We start from the raw sequence: 18,850 nt of genomic DNA on the forward strand, positions 1-18,850 counted from the left end.
AGTCTCATAGATATTAGGGACTAGCACTCGAACTGGAGGAGCTAGAAGAGCTGGAGGACTCTCCGCTAGTTCCCTCTTCGCTGCTAGTGCTAGAGTGAAATTGTTCTGGGTGAAGTGCTCGATAACTTGGTGAATTAAAGAGATCCACAGAAGACACACTGCCACGTTTTGAATAAAGGCTAGTCGATTGGTCACCTTTTTCTTTCTCAATGGCCTTGAGGGCTTTCAAAGAGTTGATGTAGTTGTAATCATCAGGGTTGACTTTTCCTAGGTTATTGCCTGTGTAAAAGCGGAATAGATCCCCCGTCTGAATAGCATCGCTCATCTTCAGCTGTGTATTTGCGGCTGTTCGGATAGCTTCTAGTTCAGCTGTTGTTGACTCGTCTGGCAGAGTGATCTCCTCACCAGTTTGTGTGTTGTAAATGCGGCCGCTATAACTTGTATATTTTGGTGTTACAAAGTTATTGGTTGATCGGAAGGCTACGATTTGCTGGTGCTGAGGTGTGAGGAGGTCTTGCCCAACTTGGAGGTAATTTTTGGAGTCAATTCCCAATAAATGCTCCAAAGTTGGCAGCATATCGATTTGTCCACCAAAGGTATCGATAATTTTTCCCTTTTCCATTCCAGGTATCACGACCATGTATGGCACTCTCTGTAACATAGCATTGTCATAGCTAGACCATGTCTCAGAATTTTTATTGATCAAAGGTGCCAGAGCTGGATTACGAGAATTAGAAATTCCATAGTGGTCGCCGTAGAGGACGATAATTGAATTTTCATACAGACCAGCTTCTTTCAGGTAGTCAAAGAAGGCTTTGACAGCTGAGTCGAGGTAATTTGCAGTCGCAAAGTAGCCATTAATGGTTTCGTCTTTGGTATCTGCCAGTGGGAAACCAATCTCATCGCCAATCAAGCTGGTCGTATAAGGATAGTGATTAGAGACGGTGATGTATTTGGCATAGAAAGGCTGCTGCAAATGTTCCAGATACTTGATGGAATCTTTGAACATAATCTTATCGTTCAAGCCATACTGGAAGGAGTTGGTCTCGTCTTGCTTGGTAAAGTAAGACGCATCGAAGAAATAATTATAACCCCATTGCTTGTAGGCAGTGTTGCGGTTCCAGAAACTACCCGTATTTCCATGGAAAACAGCAGATGTATAATCTCCGTTTTTTGATAGAATAAAAGGTGCTGCTTGCTGGGTATTGGTACCGCCGTAGTTGACCATGAAGGAGCCTTGATTGAGACCGAAGAGACCAGTTTCAATCATGGTTTCAGCATCAGAAGTCTTACCAGCCTTGACCTGGTTGAAGACATTAGAGAAAGCCAGAGTTGAGTTGGAGTGGTAAAGGGAGTTGAGGAAAGGTGTAACTTCATATTCCTTTCCCTCCATCTGTAGTTTATAATCAATCAGAAACTGCTGGAAGCTCTCTAGATGGACATAGATAACATTGCGGCCTTTGGCAATGCCGTAGTATTCAGAGTTTGGCTCAGCATAGTGGGATTGGATATATTGTTCAACGGGTTCTAGATCCTTGGCAGAGGCTTTGGAACGCTCTTTATTAGCAGCATAAGTTTGATTGGCGCTGTAGCCGAGAAAGGCAGGAAGACCAAGAGCGCGAACGACATAGTAATTTGAAAATCCGCGTGTCAGGAGCTCTGGACGATCAATTTCTGCTAGGAAAAGATTGGCTGAAAAGAGCATAGCTGACAGGGATGTCACGGCAAAGCTGGCACGAATATTAAAAGTACGATGATCCAAGCGAATATACTTTTTATAAAAAAGCCAGCCTAGAATTGGGAAATCAATGATATAGATGGCATCCCAAGGGCGGAAGAGCTCCATGGCTGCTGCTCCGAGACCTGCAGACACCTTGCTGGAGGCCAACATAGTATTGACTGTGACAAAGTCGGTAAACTCACGATAGTAGATGGAGTTTGAGACCAACCAGACAAAAAGCAAGATGTAGATAGCCGTGCTGACACAATAAAAAAGCTTGGTCGGTTTGATATAAAGAGCGAGTCCAATCAGCAAAAGGCCGATGGGGAAAGGGTTAATCAGAGCCAGAAAAATCTGATAGGCTCCTTGAATATCTAAATTAAAATCAACAGTATAAGCCCACATGGTTTTTAACCAGTAAATCGTGAGCAAGCTCAAGACGAAACCGAGCCTTGTACTCATAAAATTGAGTAAATTCTTGGTTGTTTTTTTCACAGAAAGGTACTTCCTTGTCTTATTTCCTAAAAATTCTCTTCTTCTAAGTATATCACAATTTTTCAAGTTGAGGAAAAATTGGGGTGATTTAGTGCTTAGTTTATTTTATTTGTAAAGTAATTTAATAAGGGCAATTATTTCCTAGCTTCAAGGTTGTTAGTAAACATACCTAAGGTTAAACAGGCTTTGCATCATGATAGATAGTGGGAAGTAGGAGTAAGGAAGCTTGCTTGAAAGTTCGCCTGATAAAATAAATATTTAATATATAAAATGTTGAAAATTTCTTCTACTAAAACAAGTATTATTTGAAAATAATAAATATGCTTTGAGAATTTTCACAATATTTGGTATAATAATGCTTATGAAGAAACTTACTGTTAATAAACAGACAGAGGAAAAGTTGAGAAAAGGAATTTTAGTTCTAGATAAGAATGATTTTCCAACTCTTTCGCTCACTGATCAATGTGTGGAATTGCATAGTCAGCAGGGGAAGTTCTTGGGAACAGCTTATCTCTCCTTACAAAATAAGGGACTTGGCTGGCTGATTTCCCATTCCAAGGTAGAGCTGAACTCAGCCTTCTTTCAACACTTGTTTGAAAAAGCTAAAGACAAGCGTTTCTATTACCGTCATGCGGAGGATACGACAGCCTATCGCCTGTTTAACCAAGAAGGTGACGGTTTTGGCGGTTTTACGGTTGATACCTATGAGAAATATGCCGTTTTCTCTTGGTACAATTCCTTTGTTTTTTCAATCAAGGATCAGATAGTTGCTGCTTTCCAGCAGGTCTTTCCTGAGGTTGCTGGAGCTTACGAGAAGATTCGCTTCAAGGGCTTGGGCTATGAGTCTGCCCATCTCTACGGAGCAGAAGCGCCAGCCTATTTTACGGTTTTGGAGAATGGCTTGCGCTATCAAGTCTTCATGAATGATGGCCTGATGACTGGGATTTTTCTGGATCAGCACGAGGTGCGGGGGAGCCTGGTTGATGGCTTAGCTAGCGGAAAAAGCCTGCTCAACATGTTTTCTTATACAGCGGCTTTCTCGGTGGCAGCTGCCATGGGCGGTGCCAGTCAAACAACTTCGGTGGATTTGGCCAAGCGTAGTCGCGAGCTTTCCCAGGCGCATTTTGAAGCCAATGGTTTAGATTTAGAGCCCCATCGTTTCGTGGTCATGGATGTCTTTGATTATTTCAAATACGCCAAGCGTCACGAGTTGAAGTATGATGTGATTGTCCTAGATCCGCCGAGCTTTGCTCGAAATAAAAAGCAGACCTTCTCTGTTGCGAAAGATTACCATCGTTTGGTAGCTCAGGCCTTGGAAATTTTGAGTTCAAAAGGAACATTGATTCTTTCGACCAACGCAGCTAATGTTTCTAAAAGTAAGTTTAAAAAAGAAATTGAAAAAGGATTTGCAGGAGTCCCTCACCGCTATCTAGCGGAATATGGTCTACCAGCAGACTTTGTATACAATAAGAAAGATGAGAATAGTAACTACCTCAAGGTATTTACAATTAAGGTGGACAAATGAAATTAGTCGTTTCAATCATGCCCAGAAGTTTAGAAGAGGCTAAAGCAATTGATGTGAGTCGTTATGATGATGCTGATATTATCGAATGGCGCGCGGACTTTTTGCCTAAAGAGAGCATTCTGAACGTTGCTCCTGCTATTTTCGAGAAATTTGCTGGACGTGAATTGCTCTTCACGCTGCGAAGTCGCGGAGAAGGTGGCGAAATTGATCTGTCAGATGATGAATATGTTGCTCTTATCAAAGAAGTAGCAAATTTTTATTCGCCAGACTATGTTGATTTTGAATACTATTCGCATAAAGATAAATTTGAAGAAATGCTCGAGTTTCCAAATTTAGTTCTCAGTTATCATAATTTCGAGGAAACGCCTGAAAATATGATGGAAATTTTGTCTGAGTTGACTTCTTTGAATCCTAAGGTGGTCAAGGTTTCTGTCATGGCTCACAATGAGCAGGACGTCTTGGATCTGATGAACTATACTCGCGGATTTAAGATTTTGAATCCTGAACAAGAGTATGTGACCATTTCTATGGGGAAAGTCGGAAAGATTTCTCGCTTAGCTGCAGATTTGACAGGTTCGAGCTGGTCTTTTGCCAGTGTTGAGCAGCCGAGTGCACCAGGTCAGGTTTCCCTCGCAAACATGAAGATTGTGCGGGAGATTTTAAATGAAAATTAATGGCCATACTCGTCTAGCAGCAGTGGTTGCTAAGCCGATTAAGCATAGCATTTCACCATTTATTCATAATACTGCCTTTGAGAAGACTGCTGTCAATGGTGTCTACCTTGCTTTGGAAATTGAAGCAGAGGATTTAGAAGCGACCGTTGCTAATATCCGAAGGTATGATATGTTTGGGATAAATTTGTCAATGCCCTACAAGCAGGAGGTCATCCAGTATCTTGATGAATTGGCTCCCAGCGCCCGTCTTATCGGAGCTGTGAATACCGTGGTGAATGAAAATGGTACATTGATAGGATACAATACAGATGGCAAGGGCTTTTTTAAGAGCTTGCCTTCTTTTGCTATTCAGGGCAAAAAAATGACCATTTTAGGTGCTGGCGGAGCGGCGACAGCTATTATCGCTCAAGCTGCTTTGGATCAGGCAGAGGAAATCTTTGTCTTTACTCGGCAGACTTCCTATGCTAATACTGTCAGCAAGATGGTAGCTATCAGTCGCCAGACTAAGAGCAAGATTCAGGTGTTGAACTTAGAAGACTCGGCTACCTTGCAGGAGAAAATTAACCAATCAGACCTTCTGGTCAATGGAACAAGTGTGGGTATGGATGGCAAGACTTTGCCATTAGCTGAAAGTATTCAACTGCTGAGCCAGATTTTAGTTGCGGATGTGATTTATAAACCTTTTGAAACACCTTTTTTAAAGTGGGCTCGAAGTCAGAAGGTAGAGGCAGTGAATGGCCTGGGTATGTTGCTTTATCAGGCCGCAGAAGCTTTTGAACTTTGGACAGGACAACCCATGCCTTGTCAGGAAATTTGGCAGCAGCTAGAAAAGCTGTATAAATAGTCACTCGTACTCAGCTCCTCTATGGTGGAGCAGGAAAAACAAGGAGGCGCTTATGAAATTGAATGTAAATCTCCCTCATCATCCCTATGATATTACCATCGAAAAAGGAGCCTTATCTCAGGCTGGAAGCTGGCTGAGTCAGCTTTGGCAGCCTCAAAAGGTAGTGATCATTACGGACAATCGAGTGGCTCGACTCTATGCGGAAAAGGTCAAGCTGAATGTGGAAGCGGCTGGGTTTGAGGCCTTTGTCTTTGATTTTTTAGAAGGCGAAGCTAGCAAGAACTTAAAAACGGTCAATAAAGTCTATGAGTTTTTGGTCAAGGTTGGTCTGACCCGCAGTGACGGTATCGTGGCTTTGGGAGGTGGCGTTGTCGGTGATTTGGCAGGTTTTGCTGCTTCGACCTACATGCGGGGCATTCATTTCGTGCAGATTCCGACCAGTCTGACAGCCCAAGTGGACTCCTCGATCGGCGGTAAGACAGGTATCAATACACCTTGGGCCAAGAATATGGTCGGCACTTTTACCCAGCCTGACGGAGTTCTGATTGACCCAGAAGTCTTGCAGACCTTAGGGCAACGTGAATTGATTGAAGGTATGGGCGAGGTGATCAAGTACGGCTTGATTGAGGATAAGGAACTCTGGGCTGAGCTGTCAGAAATGGATGGCAGTCTAGAGTCTATTTTGGAGCATGCAGAGAGCATCATCTACCATTCCTGTGATGTCAAGCGTAAGATTGTGGTCGAAGACGAGCTGGATAATGGTGTCCGCCTCTATCTGAATTTCGGTCATACCATTGGGCACGCTATTGAAGCGACAGCAGGCTACGGAAAAGTCATGCACGGTGAAGCTGTGGCGATTGGCATGGTACAGGTTTCCCGCGTCGCTGAGAAGAAAGGACTTATGCCAGTCGGAATCACAGAAAACATTATCCATATGTGTCAGAAATTTGGCTTGCCGGTGGATTACCAGCCTTGGGATGAAAATGCTCTCTATCAGGCCTTGACCCATGATAAGAAGGCTCGAGGCAATTCTATCAAACTAGTACTGGTGCCCGAGCTAGGGTCGGCTAGTATTCACCAGATTCCGCTGGAAGAGATGAAAGAATTTCTGAAGAAATAAGTGCCAGATGGAGTTTAAGACGATTGGACATTTTAGATGAAAAATAGACAGAATGTCCATCTCTTTCTATCCCAGAATAGGAGAAAATGTATGAGATACTTAACAGCAGGAGAATCCCACGGACCACGTCTGACAGCTATTATTGAGGGAGTGCCAGCTGGTCTTCCTTTGACCGCTGACTATATCAATGCTGAGCTCAAGCGCCGTCAGGGCGGTTACGGTCGCGGTGCCCGCATGAAGATTGAAAGTGACCAAGTCGAGATTACGTCTGGGGTTCGGCATGGCTTGACCATGGGCGGCCCGATTACCCTCAATGTTATAAATCTGGATCATCAGAAATGGCTGGAGATTATGAGCGCAGCGGATGTGGATGAAAAGAAAAAAGGGCTGCGCAAGATTACCAAGCCACGTCCTGGCCATGCGGACTTGGTCGGAGGTATGAAATACCGCTTTGACGATTTGCGAAATTCCCTTGAGCGCTCTTCTGCACGGGAAACGGCTATGCGTGTAGCAGTCGGAGCAGTCGCAAAGCGCTTGCTAGAAGAAATCGGTGTAGAGGTGGCCAGTCATATCGTAACCTTCGGGGGCATTGATATTGGTGTACCGGACGACATGACTGTAGCAGAAATCAAGGAAAGAGCTGCTCAGTCAGAGGTTTCCATTGTCAATCCTGAGCGCGAAGAAGAAATCAAGGCCTACATTGATCAAATTAAGAAAGACGGTGATACCATCGGTGGTGTCGTTGAGACCATCGTTGGGGGAGTGCCGGTCGGTCTGGGCTCCTATGTCCAATGGGACAAGAAGCTGGATGCCAAGATTGCTCAGGGAGTCGTGTCCATCAATGCTTTCAAGGGAGTTGAGTTTGGTGTGGGCTTTGAAGCCGGTCGTCTCAAGGGCAGTCAAGTCATGGATGAAATCCTCTGGTCTGAGGAAGATGGCTTCACTCGCAGGACCAATAATCTAGGCGGCTTTGAGGGCGGTATGACCAATGGTCAGCCAATCGTGGTGCGAGGTGTTATGAAGCCCATTCCAACCCTTTACAAGCCACTGATGAGCGTGGATATTGAGACCCACGAGCCTTATAAGGCGACAGTGGAACGGAGCGATCCTACGGCTCTGCCTGCAGCGGGTGTTGTCATGGAAGGCGTGGTGGCAACAGTTTTAGCCACCGAAGTCCTAGAGAAGTTCTCTTCGGACAATCTGGAAGAATTAAAGGATGCGGTAGTCCGCCATCGGGAATTTGTCAAGAACTTTTAGAAGTAAGGAGAAGGGCATGGAGAGAAAAACAGTCTATATCGCAGGTCTGGGACTGATTGGAGCTTCCTTGGCTCTGGGCATCAGGCAAGCTCATCCTGAAATAGAGATTCTTGGCTACAATCGCAGTGAAGAATCGCGCAGAGTTGCATTAGAGCGGGGAATGGTAGATCGGGTAACGGATGATTTTGCGGTCTTTGCTCCATTGGCTGATGTGATTATTCTGGCTGTGCCCATCAAGCAGACCATAGCATTTATCAAAGATCTAGCGGAGCTGAACCTGAAGGAAAATGTTATCATCTCAGATGCTGGATCGACCAAGGAAGAGATTGTGGCAGCAGCAGAAAAGTATCTGCAGAATAAGCCCGTCCGCTTTGTCGGTGCTCATCCTATGGCCGGAAGTCACAAGACCGGAGCCAAGGCTGCCCATGTCACTCTCTTTGAAAATGCCTATTATATCTTTACGCCCTCTAGCCTGACCAAGCCAGGTACTCTTGAGGAAATGAAAGACTTGCTGAGCGGTCTTCATGCTCGTTTTATCCAAGTGGATGCAGCCGAGCACGATCGCGTGACCAGTCAAATCAGTCATTTTCCGCATATCCTAGCTTCCAGCCTGATGGAGCAAGCGGCAGCTTATAGCCAAGAGCATGAGCTGACCCAGTCTTTTGCAGCCGGTGGTTTTCGAGATATGACACGGATTGCGGAGAGTGAGCCTGGTATGTGGACCTCTATCCTCCTGTCAAATCCCGAAGCCATTTTGGAGCGGCTGGAAGATTTTAAAGACCAGTTAGACAAGGTAGCTGCGGCGATTGAGGCTAAGGATGAGACAGCTATCTGGGATTTTTTCGACCGAGGACGGCAAAGCCGCAAACAGATGGAAATTCATAAGCGAGCCGGTGTGGACAGTTTTTATGACCTCTTTATTGAGGTGCCTGACGAAGAAGATGCGATTTTGGGTATTCTGGAGCTCTTGCGCGGAATTTCAGTCGTCAATATTCGTATTAACGAGGAAAACCGTGAAGATATCAATGGTATTCTGCAAATCACCTTTAAAAATCGCCAAGATTTGGAAAAATCTGCTACAATAGTAAGAGAAAATACGGATTACTTAGTGTCCGTAGACTAATATAGATTGGAGAACTCTATGTCAAATATTTATGATTTAGCCAATGAACTCAGTCGTGGACTTCGCGAAATGCCAGAATACAAAGCTGTAGTAGAAAGCAAGCAGGCTATCAATGCGGATAGTGAAGCCAAAGCTATTTTTGATGACTACCTAGCTTTCCAGAAAGAGCTACAGCAACTGGCTCAAACAGGTCAAATGCCGACTCCAGACATTCAGGAAAAAATGCAGAGTTTTGGAGATAAAATCCAAGGAAATGATCTATTATCAGCCTTCTTTAACAAGCAGCAACAACTCTCTATCTACTTGTCTGATATTGAACGGATTATTTTTGAACCGATTCAGGAATTGTTCTAATAGAGAAATTTATAAGATTTTATGAAACCAAGAAGCCAGATTAGGCTTTCTTGGTTTTTCTATGCTTTAGAAAGGCTACTAAGACTGAAAATGAGTATTTTTAATGCAAGAAAGAGGTAGAAAACTAAGCTGTTCTCTATAAAATTAGATTATAGCAACAATTAAAATATATTGGCTTCGCTTTCTATTTACTATTGCCCCAAAGGCTGATATAATAATCAAAAAAGCGCTTACAAATTATTTTTGAAAGGAACTGGTATGACTTTAGAAACAAGGACGATTGCTATTCAAGATACATATGGCGACCGATTTCAACATTGCTGGGGCTGTGGCCCTAAGAATGAGCTAGGCCTACATTTAAAGACTTATCCTAGCTTAGATGGGAAGGAATGTATTACTAGAATACGACCAGAATCTCACTACACTGGTGGTGTGCCGGCCAATCTTTTTGGTGGCATGATTGCCATGATTTTTGATTGCCATGGAACGGCTTCAGCGGCTTGGTTTGCCCATCAAGAGAAAGGATTGGACTTGACCCAAGATACAGTCATTGGACGCTTTATCACAGCCCGCTTAGAAGTTGATTACCAGAGTCCGACGCCTATTGATCAGGAAATCATCGTCACTTCGCAGCTTGAGGAGTTGGGAGCAAGGAAAGCTATTATCGTGATGGAGATGTCAGTAGCAGGACAGCCAAGAGCCAAGGCTAAAATGGTGGCAGTTGCAGTGAAAGATCATATGTAGTTAAACTCCCTTGGTGCCTTATATCAAGGGAATTTCAGCATCTTTGGAGTAATTTTATCTTGATTTTTGCAATTAGGACATTATTTTGGTATAATAGTTACTTGTCTTGGGGTCGTTACGGATTCGACAGGCATTATGCGGCACATTTTGCGACTCATCTAGCGGATGTAAAACGCCAGTTAAATATAACTGCAAAAAATAACAATTCTTACGCTTTAGCTGCCTAAAAAACAGCCAGCGTGACCTGATTCGGATTGCTTGTGTCTGATGACCGGTCTTATTATGAGCAAGCTACGGTAAAGTCAAGTCTAGGGATTTTACAAGAGATTGATAGACTCGCTTAGTTTTGGCTTGAGCCATGTGTCAAAGTTGAGTTAAATGAAGACATGGCCTATGGTCGTAGACAAATGTGTTGGCAGATGTTTGGACGTGGGTTCGACTCCCACCGGCTCCATAGGGATATGTAAATGAGGTTTTTGATGATATGAGTTTTTTTGGAAAAATCTTAGGGAAGAGTCAAGATAGTCATCTACCCATTGAGGAAGTTTCTGTTGATTTAGAAAATCTTCCGAATGAATGGGGCTCTTTTTCGACCCTTATTGATGACCGAATGGCTAGTATCCGTCTAAATTTAGCGTTGAATTCTATCGCTCCCTATCCATCCTATACTTATGCACTACGGTTGAGAATTGCCATTTTGAATGTTGATCCAGAAACAGGGTTTCCAGATTATGACGAATTTTCTAATTTGAACCTCATCGAAGATCGTCTTTCAGAAGCGATGAAGCGCATTGCGGCTATCTATGTCGGAGTAGTCATCACAGATGGTCATATAGAGTTTTATTACTATTTGAAAGATAGAGAGCGGCACATGCCGATTATTGCTCAAGTAATGGAGCAATTTTCGAAATATCAATATAGTTCAGCTACTCTGGTGGATCCTGAATGGAAACAATACTTTGACTTCTTGTATCCAAATGAATATGAGTATCAATCTATTTTAAACCAGCGTATCTGGTATCGCTTAGAAAAAGACGGGGATGACCACAGTCAACTAAGGGAAATCACTCATAAGTTTAGTTTTGAGACTTATGATGATCGTGTTTCCTTTATGGGGGATGCCTCTGCTCTTGATTATGATATTTCTTCTAGGAAAAAAGAAGAAGGCGATCCCCAACCTTACAAACTAGAAATATCCCGATTTGATACCACAGAGCTCCCTAGCATCAACCAACATGTTTGGGAATTAATAGAAATTTCGAAAAAATATAACGGAAAGTATAGCGGCTGGAGCTGCAATGTGGTATAATGGATAAAGTTTTGAGAAAGCAGGTCTTTCTCTTTTATGGAAGATTACTCAAGAGGCTTAAGAGGCTGTGTTGGAAACGCAGTAGGCGTGTAAAAGCGTGCGTGGGTTCGAATCCCATGTCTTCCGTTGTATTTCAAGAAGCGCCTAAAGGCGTTTTTTTGATAGAAGGGCAACGGAAGATTGTCCATTTGAGGATTTGAGTCAAAGATTTACAGGCCAGTAAAATGTTTTGCTAGTAGAGATTGGCTCCTTTAGCTGATGAGTTTGAATTTAATATGTCTCAAACTGTTCCTTTTGCAGAGCTAAGAACAGCGTTCGCAGGGACTTTTAGATCAGTCAGGGGACAAGTCTGAAGCCAAACATCTTGCTTTAATGCGGAAAACAGAGCGCAAGTGGATGCTTTTGCAGGCTGGACTGTCAGCAGGTACATAAGACAAGGGGGGGGGCAGGCATTCCTGAGCACTAGCATCAGCCATATTACGCAGCCTTTATCCTAGATCCGAATGGAAATGATGTAGAGGTAAGTTTGTCACGCTAAAGAGTGGATGGATTCGTTTCCATCTTTTTTATTTAGGAAAAACCTTGAAATTTTTCTGAAAAGGAGTAAACTGTACATAGAAAGTTTCGGAGGTTCTGCATGAAGTTATATGTCCAGTTGATGATTATTTTCTCGATTTCCATCATCGGAGAGGGGATATCAAGTATTTTCAATCTTCCTGTTCCAGGTAGTATTATCGGCTTGATCTTGCTGTTTCTTGCTTTGCAGTTTAAGTTATTGAGGCTACGCCACGTCAGTATGGTCGGCAACTTCCTGTTAGCCAATATGACCATTCTTTTTCTGCCGCCGGCGGTCGGTATTATGGATAAATTTCATGTGATTGCTCCATATCTGTTGCCGATTGTCTTGATTATTCTTGGTGCCATTGTTTTAAATGTGATCGTCATTGCCCTTGTCGTACAGTTCATCAAGCAGCATTTTGAAGGCGATTATGAGGAAGGGGGGGTAGATCATGTCTAATCTATGGAGTAACCCGCTATTTGGCCTCGCCTTGTCCATTTTTGCCTACCTCATCGGGATGCTGATTTTCCGTAGATTTCCTCATCCTTTGACAACGCCTCTCCTTTTAGCAGCGATTTTGGTCATTGCTTTCTTGAAACTAACAGGTATTTCTTATAAGGACTACTATGTCGGTGGGGCTTATTTGAATAATTTAATCGTTCCGTCAACGGTTGCTTTGGGAATTCCGCTTTATAAGACCTTCCACTTGATGAAGCACCACGCTCGCAGTATTCTCCTAGGAACCTTTGTGGCTGTGGTAGTCAATACGACTTTCACGGCTCTGCTTGCGAAATTCTTTGGGATGGACTTCTTTTTAGCGATTTCCCTATTTCCAAAGTCTGTCACGACAGCGATGGCAGTGGGTATTACTGATAAAATGCAGGGCTTGACAACCGTCACTCTGGTTGTTGTTGTGGCGACAGGTATTTTGACAAGTGTCATGGGACCAACTATTCTTAAACTTCTAAAAATTAAGGATCCAGTAGCGGTTGGTCTGGCTTTAGGAGGGACTGGCCACGCGGTTGGTACGGGAACAGCCTTTAAATATGGACAGGTTGCAGGAGCTATGGCCGGCCTTGCAATCGGCGTAACAGGAATCATGTATGTGATTGTCAGTCCAATCGTCGCAGCTATTATCTTAAAATAAAAAAACATGAAGCAGTATTTCTGGGAAATCTTGCTTCATGTTTTATTTTATCTTAGTTGATAGCTGCTAGGAGGGCATCTGCTTGGGCAGATAGCTCAGCAAGCTTGTCTTCTGAAAGGACTAATTGGCCAGTTCCCCAAGCTTCTGGATTGATACCGACACCAGTAAATTGATCAACCACATCCATACGAATGAATGGAAGGAGGCTACGGTAGTGCTTGAAGACCTCGTCAGGTGAAGTGCCGTTAGCAACAGATGAGACAGTCACCACTTTGGCATTGAGGGCAGAAGGACCGCTTGGATCTGACAAATCAAGCGCGCGTGAAGTCCAGTCGAGCAAGTTTTTCACAACGCCTGGGATAGACCAGTTGTAGACAGGAGAGAAGATCCAGATAGCATCAGCTGCAAGGATTTCTTCACGAACCTTAGCAACAGCAGCTGGAGCTGGACTTTCGAGGTCTTGGTTAAAGAATGGTACATCCTTGTAATCAAGATAAGACACTTCAGCTTTGCCAGCCAGAGCCTTTTCTGCTTGAGCTGCCAACTGATGATTGAATGAACCTTGACGAAGTGAGCCAACAATAAATAGTACTTTAGACATAAATGTGTCCTCCATTTTATCCTTATTTTAAGAGGTCTCCCTCTTGTTACTATCTATGTTACAACAATTGTCACTAATTAGCAATAATTTAGCTCAGCTTTTTGAAAGTTTTTAAAATCCGCACTAAATCTTCTTTGTCGTTTTTTGAAAGAATGGCAGTCATGTGGCGGATATTTTCAATATGCTCTGGTAGGACGATCTCGATTTTTTTCTGACCTTGCTCGGTGAGTTCGATGAGAAAGGAACGGCGGTCATTGGGATCGCAGCTGCGACTAATCCAACCATCTCTTTCCATGTTTTTGATGACGACCGTCATATTGCCCGAAGTAGCCAGCATGCTGTCAATCAAATCTTGAATCCGCAATTTTCCTTTGCTATATAAGGTTTCCAAAACGGAAAATTGGGTTGGCGTCAAATTGTGCTTTTTAAAAATTTGAGCTTCGATATTACGGATGGTTCGCTCAGCCTTATGGAGCACAATGATCGTTTTAAGGTCAAACAGGGTTTCTTGATCTAGGTTTTCAGTTATTCTCATAGGCTCATTTTATCAATAAGGAGTAATAAATGCAAATGTGATAAAAGTCCTAGAAAAATCAGGCTATTTGTAGTATAATGATTCAGTGAAACATAAAATTAAAGAAAAGGCTGAATTTCCTATTCGGCAGTATGCTATCGGGCTTTTCCTCGTCCTCACGGCGCTTGTTTTTTCATTTTTTACAGTTTTGCATCTTGCTATGGAACCGCGGCGGTCAGCGATGGAGGGATCTATAAAAGTCGCTAAGGAATATGCAGACTTGGAAACGCTAGCTAGTTTTTCTATTTACAATGGCAAAGAGTCCTACTATAGCTTGATTGGAAAAAATAGAAAAAAAGTGGAAGAAGCCATTCTGATTTCCCAAGATTCTAACAAAATTTATGTGTATCAATTGCAAGATGGGATTAGTCAGGCGGAGGCGGAGCAGCTGGCCAAGGATAATGGAGCGACCTCTATTGATAAGACCACTTTTGGTTATTTAGACGGACAGCCTGTTTGGGAAATTAAGTCTGGAAGCACTTATTATAATATCGGATTTGAAAGCAAGACATTGCTCAGCAAGGAGGGGCTATGAAATTATCCAATCGTGTTTTAAATATGGAAGAAAGTGTGACCTTGGCGGCGGCAGCCAGAGCGAAAGCTTTAAAGGCTGAAGGCAGAGATATCCTTTCTTTGACCTTGGGAGAACCAGATTTTCCGACCCCTAAGAATATCCAGCAAGCGGCGATTGCAGCGATTGAAGATGGCAGAGCTAGTTTTTATACGGTAACAAGTGGCCTACCTGAGCTGAAAGCAGCGGTTGTAGACTATTTTGCCAAGTATTATGGCTATGAGATTCAGGCAAATCAAGTAACAGTAGCAACGGGTGCTAAGTTCACTCTATACACCTTCTTTATGAGCGTGATTGATCCAGAGGATGAAGTCATCATTCCGACGCCTTATTGGGTCAGCTATGCCGATCAGATCTTGATGGCTGAAGGAAAGCCTGTTTTTGCTCAAGCGACAGAGGAAAACAACTTTAAGGTGACAGTTGCCCAGCTGGAAGCCGTCCGCACTGAGAAGACCAAGGTCTTGGTTCTGAACTCGCCGTCTAATCCGACTGGTATGATTTATACAGCAGAAGAGCTGCTAGCTATCGGAAACTGGGCTGTTGAGCATGATATCCTAATCTTAGCTGACGATATTTATGGTCGTTTAGTCTATAATGGTAATAAATTTACGCCGATTTCCAGTCTGTCAGAGGAAATTCGCAAGCAAACGGTTGTCATTAATGGGGTTTCTAAGAGCTACTCTATGACGGGTTGGCGGATTGGCTATGCAGTAGGTGAGCCTGAGATTATCTCAGCCATGAGCAAGGTTGCAGGGCAAACGACTTCTAATCCAACAGCGGTGGCGCAATATGCAGCCATTGAGGCCTTGACGGGCAGTCAGGATACGGTCGAAAATATGAGATTGGCCTTTGAAGAACGCCTGAATACTATTTATCCTTTGCTGGCTCAAGTGCCTGGTTTTGAAGTCGTCAAACCTCAGGGAGCCTTCTATCTCTTCCCGAATGTTAAAAAAGCGATGGAAATGAAAGGCTATACCGATGTTACAGCCTTTACCACAGCAATTTTAGAAGAAGTAGGTGTGGCTCTAGTGACAGGAGACGGGTTTGGTGCGCCAGAAAATGTCCGCCTCAGCTATGCGACTGACATGGATACCTTGAAAGAAGCGGTTCAACGTCTCAAGGATTTCATGGAGAAGTAAGGATGATTGATCATTTTGAGATTAAAGTAAGGAATCTGCAAGTTTCAAAAGATTTCTATACAAGCTTTCTTGCTCCACTTGGTTACAAATTAGCTTATAGAAGTCCTTCGCTACTTAGTTTTGTTGCAGCCAACAGTCCTCATCCTGGTGGAGATTTTTGGTTAGGGAAGGGGGAGCAGTCTCCAGTCCACTTTGCTTTTTTGGCAGAAGACCATGAGCAAGTTCAGGATTGCTATGAAGCCGGTTTAAAGGCAGGAGGAAAAAACAATGGCGCCCCTGATTATAGGAGTGACCATCTTCCTTATTATGCAGCTTTTATTCTAGATCCAGATGGAAATAATGTCGAAGTAGTTTGTCACAAAAAATAAAAATAGAAAAGAGAAAAAAACGTGTCGAAGAAAAATGTAACAATTATTGATGTAAAAAATCATGTTGGTGAAGAAGTGACCATCGGTGCTTGGGTAGCCAACAAGTCAGGAAAAGGGAAAATTGCTTTTTTGCAGTTGCGCGATGGCTCAGCCTTTTTCCAAGGTGTAGCCTTTAAACCTAACTTTATTGAGAAATTTGGCGAAGAAGTAGGACTTGAAAAGTTTGATACTATCAAACGCTTGAGCCAAGAAACGTCTGTTTATGTGACAGGGATTGTCAAGGAAGACGAGCGCTCAAAATTTGGCTACGAGCTGGACATTACAGATATCGAAATCATCGGTGAGTCAAATGACTATCCAATCACGCCGAAAGAACACGGAACTGACTTCCTCATGGACAACCGTCACTTGTGGCTGCGTTCTCGCAAGCAAGTGGCTATGATGCAAATCCGTAATGCTATTATCTATGCGACTTATGAGTTTTTTGATAGAAATGGCTTTATCAAGTTTGACAGTCCAATCTTGTCAGGAAATGCAGCGGAGGATTCAACTGAGCTCTTTGAAACAGACTACTTTGGAACTCCAGCTTACTTGAGCCAATCTGGTCAGCTTTATCTGGAAGCAGGTGCTATGGCTCTTGGTCGTGTCTTTGACTTTGGTCCTGTATTCCGTGCTGAAAAATCAAAAACCCGTCGTCACTTGACAGAGTTCTGGATGATGGATGCGGAGTATAATTTTGTTACTCACGATGAGTCACTCGACTTGCAGGAAGCTTATGTCAAAGCCTTGATTCAAGGTGTATTGGACCGTGCTCCTCAAGCTTTGGAAACATTGGAACGTGATGTAGAACTCTTGAAACGCTATGTTGCTGAGCCGTTCAAGCGTGTTACCTATGATGAAGCGATTGACCTCTTGCAAGCGCATGAAAATGATGAAGACGCAGATTACGAACATCTTGAGCATGGCGATGACTTTGGTTCACCGCATGAAACATGGATTTCAAACCACTTTGGTGTACCAACATTTGTTGTGAACTACCCAGCAGCTATCAAGGCTTTCTATATGAAACCAGTTCCTGGAAATCCAGATCGCGTCCTTTGTGCGGACCTACTGGCACCAGAAGGCTATGGCGAAATCATCGGTGGCTCTATGCGTGAGGAAGACTACGATGCCCTCGTTGCTAAGATGAATGAGCTTGGTATGGACACAACAGAATATGAATTCTACTTGGATCTTCGTAAGTATGGATCTGTTCCACACGGTGGATTTGGTATCGGTATCGAGCGTATGGTAACCTTTGTAGCAGGTACCAAGCATATCCGTGAAGCCATTCCATTCCCTCGTATGCTGCACCGTATTAAACCTTAAAACGAATCAAACGCCCATGTGGCGTTTTTTCAAAGCACTAGAAAGATGAGGTGGAGGTCATGTAAACAGCGGATTAACAAGTGACAAAGGATAGAAATTAGAAAACACTTGTTAAAGGAGAAAATATGTTTAAAAGAAGTTATCGGAAAAATATCGGTCTTATGGCCGGAGTAGAATTCTTTGCCTTTCTAGGCATTACTAGTTTTTGGATTTTGTTTCTAAGTCAAAACGGCATGTCCCTTTGGCAGATTGGGCTTTTAGAAAGTATTTTTCATGCGACTAGCCTTATTTGTGAAATTCCTTCCGGGATGTTGGCGGATCGCTTTTCCTACAAGACCAATCTTTATCTGAGCCGGATAGCTGGGATTGTGTCTTCTGTTCTCATGTTGGCGGGGCAGGGGAACTTTTGGGTTTATGCACTAGCTATGGTGATTAGTGCTTGGTCCTATAATTTTGATTCGGGGACAAGTGCGGCCATGGTTTATGATTCTTCTGTAGAGGCTGGACTCAAGGAACGTTACTTATCCATCTCCAGTTTTATGTCTGGAGTGGCTGAAGCGACCCGGTCTTTGGGAACGGTCTGGGCTGGATTTTTTGTCCATGGACAATTGCATCTGACCTACTATATCATGATTGGCACCTCTATCATCGTTCTTTTCTTGACTTGGATGTTGAAGGAGCCAAGTGTCAAAGCAGAGAAAGCAGAACGTCTGACCATGAAAAAGATTATCTGGGCTGTCAAAGAGGAATTGCAAAGAAATCCTAGTCTTTTTATCTGGATGATTCTTTCCCAAATCATCGGAACACTGATGTGCATGTTTTATTTTTATTATCAAAATCAATTGCCTGACTTAAAAGATTGGCAGATTTCGGCAGTTATGCTGCTTGGCAGTGCTTTGAATATCTTGGCGGTCTATCTAGCAAGCAGGATTGGAAAGAAGTGGCCAGCATTAAAAATTTTTCCACTGGTAGTTCTTCTAACAGGAGTGACCTACCTGCTGTCCTATTTTGGAACGCCAATCATCTATATCTTGGTTTATCTAATCAGCAACGCCTTGTATGCTCTTTTCCAGCCGATTTTTGACAATGATTTGCAAAAGCAGCTGCCAAGTGAAGTGCGGGCGACCATGCTCAGTGTCTACTCTATGATGTTCAGCCTGAGTATGGTTATCATTTTCCCTCTGACAGGCTGGTTGATTGATTACTTTGGCTTTGACTGGACTTTTATAGTTTTAGGCGGCTTCTTATTAGCAACGACACCATTTTTGCATATGGGTCTAAAGAAAATAAGCCAGAACTTACAAGAAGTCTAAGATTAATGTTCTCTTTCTGCTGGTCAGAAGGAGAATATTTTTTAC

19 protein-coding genes, 1 tRNA gene and 1 other RNA gene are annotated in these 18,850 nt (G+C 43.2%); 18 read left to right on the top strand and 3 right to left on the bottom strand.

Annotation, left to right across the window (positions count from 1 at the left end):
• Positions 1-13 precede the first annotated feature (13 nt).
• The gene (locus tag FXF62_RS00085) at positions 14-2,215 is read right to left on the bottom strand and encodes an LTA synthase family protein (protein ID WP_149517164.1); all 2,202 of its coding nucleotides are present in this window, start codon (positions 2,213-2,215) and stop codon (positions 14-16) included.
• 361 nt (positions 2,216-2,576) lie between these two features.
• Between FXF62_RS00085 and FXF62_RS00090 the strand changes: the two genes are divergently transcribed.
• The 13 genes from FXF62_RS00090 (at position 2,577) to FXF62_RS00150 (ending at position 12,871) form a co-directional block, all read left to right on the top strand.
• On the top strand, positions 2,577-3,740 hold the full coding sequence (locus FXF62_RS00090; RefSeq protein WP_149517165.1) for a class I SAM-dependent rRNA methyltransferase: 1,164 nt from the start codon (positions 2,577-2,579) through the stop codon (positions 3,738-3,740).
• A complete protein-coding gene (aroD, locus tag FXF62_RS00095; RefSeq protein ID WP_149517166.1) occupies positions 3,737-4,414 on the top strand; it encodes a type I 3-dehydroquinate dehydratase in 678 nt (225 codons plus the stop codon). The genes FXF62_RS00090 and aroD overlap by 4 nt, the downstream gene beginning before the upstream one ends.
• On the top strand, positions 4,404-5,258 hold the full coding sequence (locus tag FXF62_RS00100) for a shikimate dehydrogenase (protein ID WP_149517167.1): 855 nt from the start codon (positions 4,404-4,406) through the stop codon (positions 5,256-5,258). The genes aroD and FXF62_RS00100 overlap by 11 nt, the downstream gene beginning before the upstream one ends.
• A 52-nt stretch (positions 5,259-5,310) precedes the next feature.
• Complete coding sequence (aroB, locus tag FXF62_RS00105; RefSeq protein WP_149517168.1) at positions 5,311-6,378, top strand: 3-dehydroquinate synthase; 1,068 nt, start codon at positions 5,311-5,313, stop codon at positions 6,376-6,378.
• A 90-nt stretch (positions 6,379-6,468) separates the two neighbouring features.
• Positions 6,469-7,635: a chorismate synthase gene (gene aroC / locus FXF62_RS00110; RefSeq protein ID WP_149517169.1), complete on the top strand. Its 1,167-nt coding sequence runs from the start codon at positions 6,469-6,471 to the stop codon at positions 7,633-7,635.
• Positions 7,636-7,651: 16 nt separating this feature from the next.
• On the top strand, positions 7,652-8,758 hold the full coding sequence (locus tag FXF62_RS00115) for a prephenate dehydrogenase (protein ID WP_149517170.1): 1,107 nt from the start codon (positions 7,652-7,654) through the stop codon (positions 8,756-8,758).
• An 18-nt stretch (positions 8,759-8,776) separates the two neighbouring features.
• Positions 8,777-9,112, top strand: coding sequence for a YlbF/YmcA family competence regulator (locus FXF62_RS00120; RefSeq protein WP_048765128.1), 336 nt, complete (start codon positions 8,777-8,779; stop codon positions 9,110-9,112).
• Positions 9,113-9,370: 258 nt separating this feature from the next.
• Positions 9,371-9,856 (top strand): thioesterase family protein, encoded by a 486-nt coding sequence (locus tag FXF62_RS00125; protein WP_149517171.1) that lies wholly within the window; start codon positions 9,371-9,373, stop codon positions 9,854-9,856.
• 108 nt (positions 9,857-9,964) lie between these two features.
• Positions 9,965-10,313: a transfer-messenger RNA gene (ssrA, locus tag FXF62_RS00130) on the top strand.
• A 27-nt stretch (positions 10,314-10,340) separates the two neighbouring features.
• Positions 10,341-11,165 (top strand): DUF695 domain-containing protein, encoded by an 825-nt coding sequence (locus FXF62_RS00135; RefSeq protein WP_149517172.1) that lies wholly within the window; start codon positions 10,341-10,343, stop codon positions 11,163-11,165.
• 38 nt (positions 11,166-11,203) lie between these two features.
• A tRNA-Ser gene (locus FXF62_RS00140) sits at positions 11,204-11,291 on the top strand.
• A gap of 511 nt (positions 11,292-11,802) precedes the next feature.
• Positions 11,803-12,183: a CidA/LrgA family protein gene (locus FXF62_RS00145; RefSeq protein WP_149517173.1), complete on the top strand. Its 381-nt coding sequence runs from the start codon at positions 11,803-11,805 to the stop codon at positions 12,181-12,183.
• Positions 12,176-12,871 (top strand): LrgB family protein, encoded by a 696-nt coding sequence (locus tag FXF62_RS00150; RefSeq protein WP_149517174.1) that lies wholly within the window; start codon positions 12,176-12,178, stop codon positions 12,869-12,871. The genes FXF62_RS00145 and FXF62_RS00150 overlap by 8 nt, the downstream gene beginning before the upstream one ends.
• Before the next feature lie 52 nt (positions 12,872-12,923).
• Here the strand turns inward: FXF62_RS00150 and FXF62_RS00155 are convergent, their stop codons facing one another.
• Entirely contained in the window at positions 12,924-13,472 is a 549-nt protein-coding gene (locus FXF62_RS00155) for an NADPH-dependent FMN reductase (protein WP_149517175.1), read from the bottom strand.
• A gap of 88 nt (positions 13,473-13,560) precedes the next feature.
• Complete coding sequence (locus tag FXF62_RS00160; protein ID WP_149517176.1) at positions 13,561-14,007, bottom strand: MarR family winged helix-turn-helix transcriptional regulator; 447 nt, start codon at positions 14,005-14,007, stop codon at positions 13,561-13,563.
• 85 nt (positions 14,008-14,092) lie between these two features.
• Between FXF62_RS00160 and FXF62_RS00165 the strand changes: the two genes are divergently transcribed.
• From FXF62_RS00165 to FXF62_RS00185, 5 genes are all read left to right on the top strand, one after another.
• A complete protein-coding gene (locus FXF62_RS00165; protein ID WP_149517177.1) occupies positions 14,093-14,581 on the top strand; it encodes a cell wall elongation regulator TseB-like domain-containing protein in 489 nt (162 codons plus the stop codon).
• Positions 14,578-15,756 (top strand): pyridoxal phosphate-dependent aminotransferase, encoded by a 1,179-nt coding sequence (locus FXF62_RS00170; RefSeq protein ID WP_149517178.1) that lies wholly within the window; start codon positions 14,578-14,580, stop codon positions 15,754-15,756. Before FXF62_RS00165 ends, FXF62_RS00170 begins: the two co-directional genes overlap by 4 nt.
• A 2-nt stretch (positions 15,757-15,758) precedes the next feature.
• The gene (locus tag FXF62_RS00175; protein ID WP_149517179.1) at positions 15,759-16,124 is read left to right on the top strand and encodes a VOC family protein; all 366 of its coding nucleotides are present in this window, start codon (positions 15,759-15,761) and stop codon (positions 16,122-16,124) included.
• A 21-nt stretch (positions 16,125-16,145) separates the two neighbouring features.
• Positions 16,146-17,492, top strand: coding sequence for an asparagine--tRNA ligase (gene asnS / locus FXF62_RS00180; protein WP_149517180.1), 1,347 nt, complete (start codon positions 16,146-16,148; stop codon positions 17,490-17,492).
• A 125-nt stretch (positions 17,493-17,617) separates the two neighbouring features.
• Positions 17,618-18,805: an MFS transporter gene (locus tag FXF62_RS00185; protein ID WP_149517181.1), complete on the top strand. Its 1,188-nt coding sequence runs from the start codon at positions 17,618-17,620 to the stop codon at positions 18,803-18,805.
• Positions 18,806-18,850 lie beyond the last annotated feature (45 nt).

The organism is Streptococcus cristatus (assembly GCF_008369405.1).
GTDB lineage: Bacteria > Bacillota > Bacilli > Lactobacillales > Streptococcaceae > Streptococcus > Streptococcus cristatus_G.

Coding starts and splice junctions, on each gene's coding strand:
- FXF62_RS00090 (WP_149517165.1), top strand. CDS start 2,577: ATGAAGAAACTTACTGTTAATAAACAGACAGAGGAAAAGTTGAGAAAA.
- aroD (WP_149517166.1), top strand. CDS start 3,737: ATGAAATTAGTCGTTTCAATCATGCCCAGAAGTTTAGAAGAGGCTAAA.
- FXF62_RS00100 (WP_149517167.1), top strand. CDS start 4,404: ATGAAAATTAATGGCCATACTCGTCTAGCAGCAGTGGTTGCTAAGCCG.
- aroB (WP_149517168.1), top strand. CDS start 5,311: ATGAAATTGAATGTAAATCTCCCTCATCATCCCTATGATATTACCATC.
- aroC (WP_149517169.1), top strand. CDS start 6,469: ATGAGATACTTAACAGCAGGAGAATCCCACGGACCACGTCTGACAGCT.
- FXF62_RS00115 (WP_149517170.1), top strand. CDS start 7,652: ATGGAGAGAAAAACAGTCTATATCGCAGGTCTGGGACTGATTGGAGCT.
- FXF62_RS00120 (WP_048765128.1), top strand. CDS start 8,777: ATGTCAAATATTTATGATTTAGCCAATGAACTCAGTCGTGGACTTCGC.
- FXF62_RS00125 (WP_149517171.1), top strand. CDS start 9,371: ATGACTTTAGAAACAAGGACGATTGCTATTCAAGATACATATGGCGAC.
- FXF62_RS00135 (WP_149517172.1), top strand. CDS start 10,341: ATGAGTTTTTTTGGAAAAATCTTAGGGAAGAGTCAAGATAGTCATCTA.
- FXF62_RS00145 (WP_149517173.1), top strand. CDS start 11,803: ATGAAGTTATATGTCCAGTTGATGATTATTTTCTCGATTTCCATCATC.
- FXF62_RS00150 (WP_149517174.1), top strand. CDS start 12,176: ATGTCTAATCTATGGAGTAACCCGCTATTTGGCCTCGCCTTGTCCATT.
- FXF62_RS00155 (WP_149517175.1), bottom strand. CDS start 13,472: ATGTCTAAAGTACTATTTATTGTTGGCTCACTTCGTCAAGGTTCATTC.
- FXF62_RS00160 (WP_149517176.1), bottom strand. CDS start 14,007: ATGAGAATAACTGAAAACCTAGATCAAGAAACCCTGTTTGACCTTAAA.
- FXF62_RS00170 (WP_149517178.1), top strand. CDS start 14,578: ATGAAATTATCCAATCGTGTTTTAAATATGGAAGAAAGTGTGACCTTG.
- FXF62_RS00175 (WP_149517179.1), top strand. CDS start 15,759: ATGATTGATCATTTTGAGATTAAAGTAAGGAATCTGCAAGTTTCAAAA.
- FXF62_RS00185 (WP_149517181.1), top strand. CDS start 17,618: ATGTTTAAAAGAAGTTATCGGAAAAATATCGGTCTTATGGCCGGAGTA.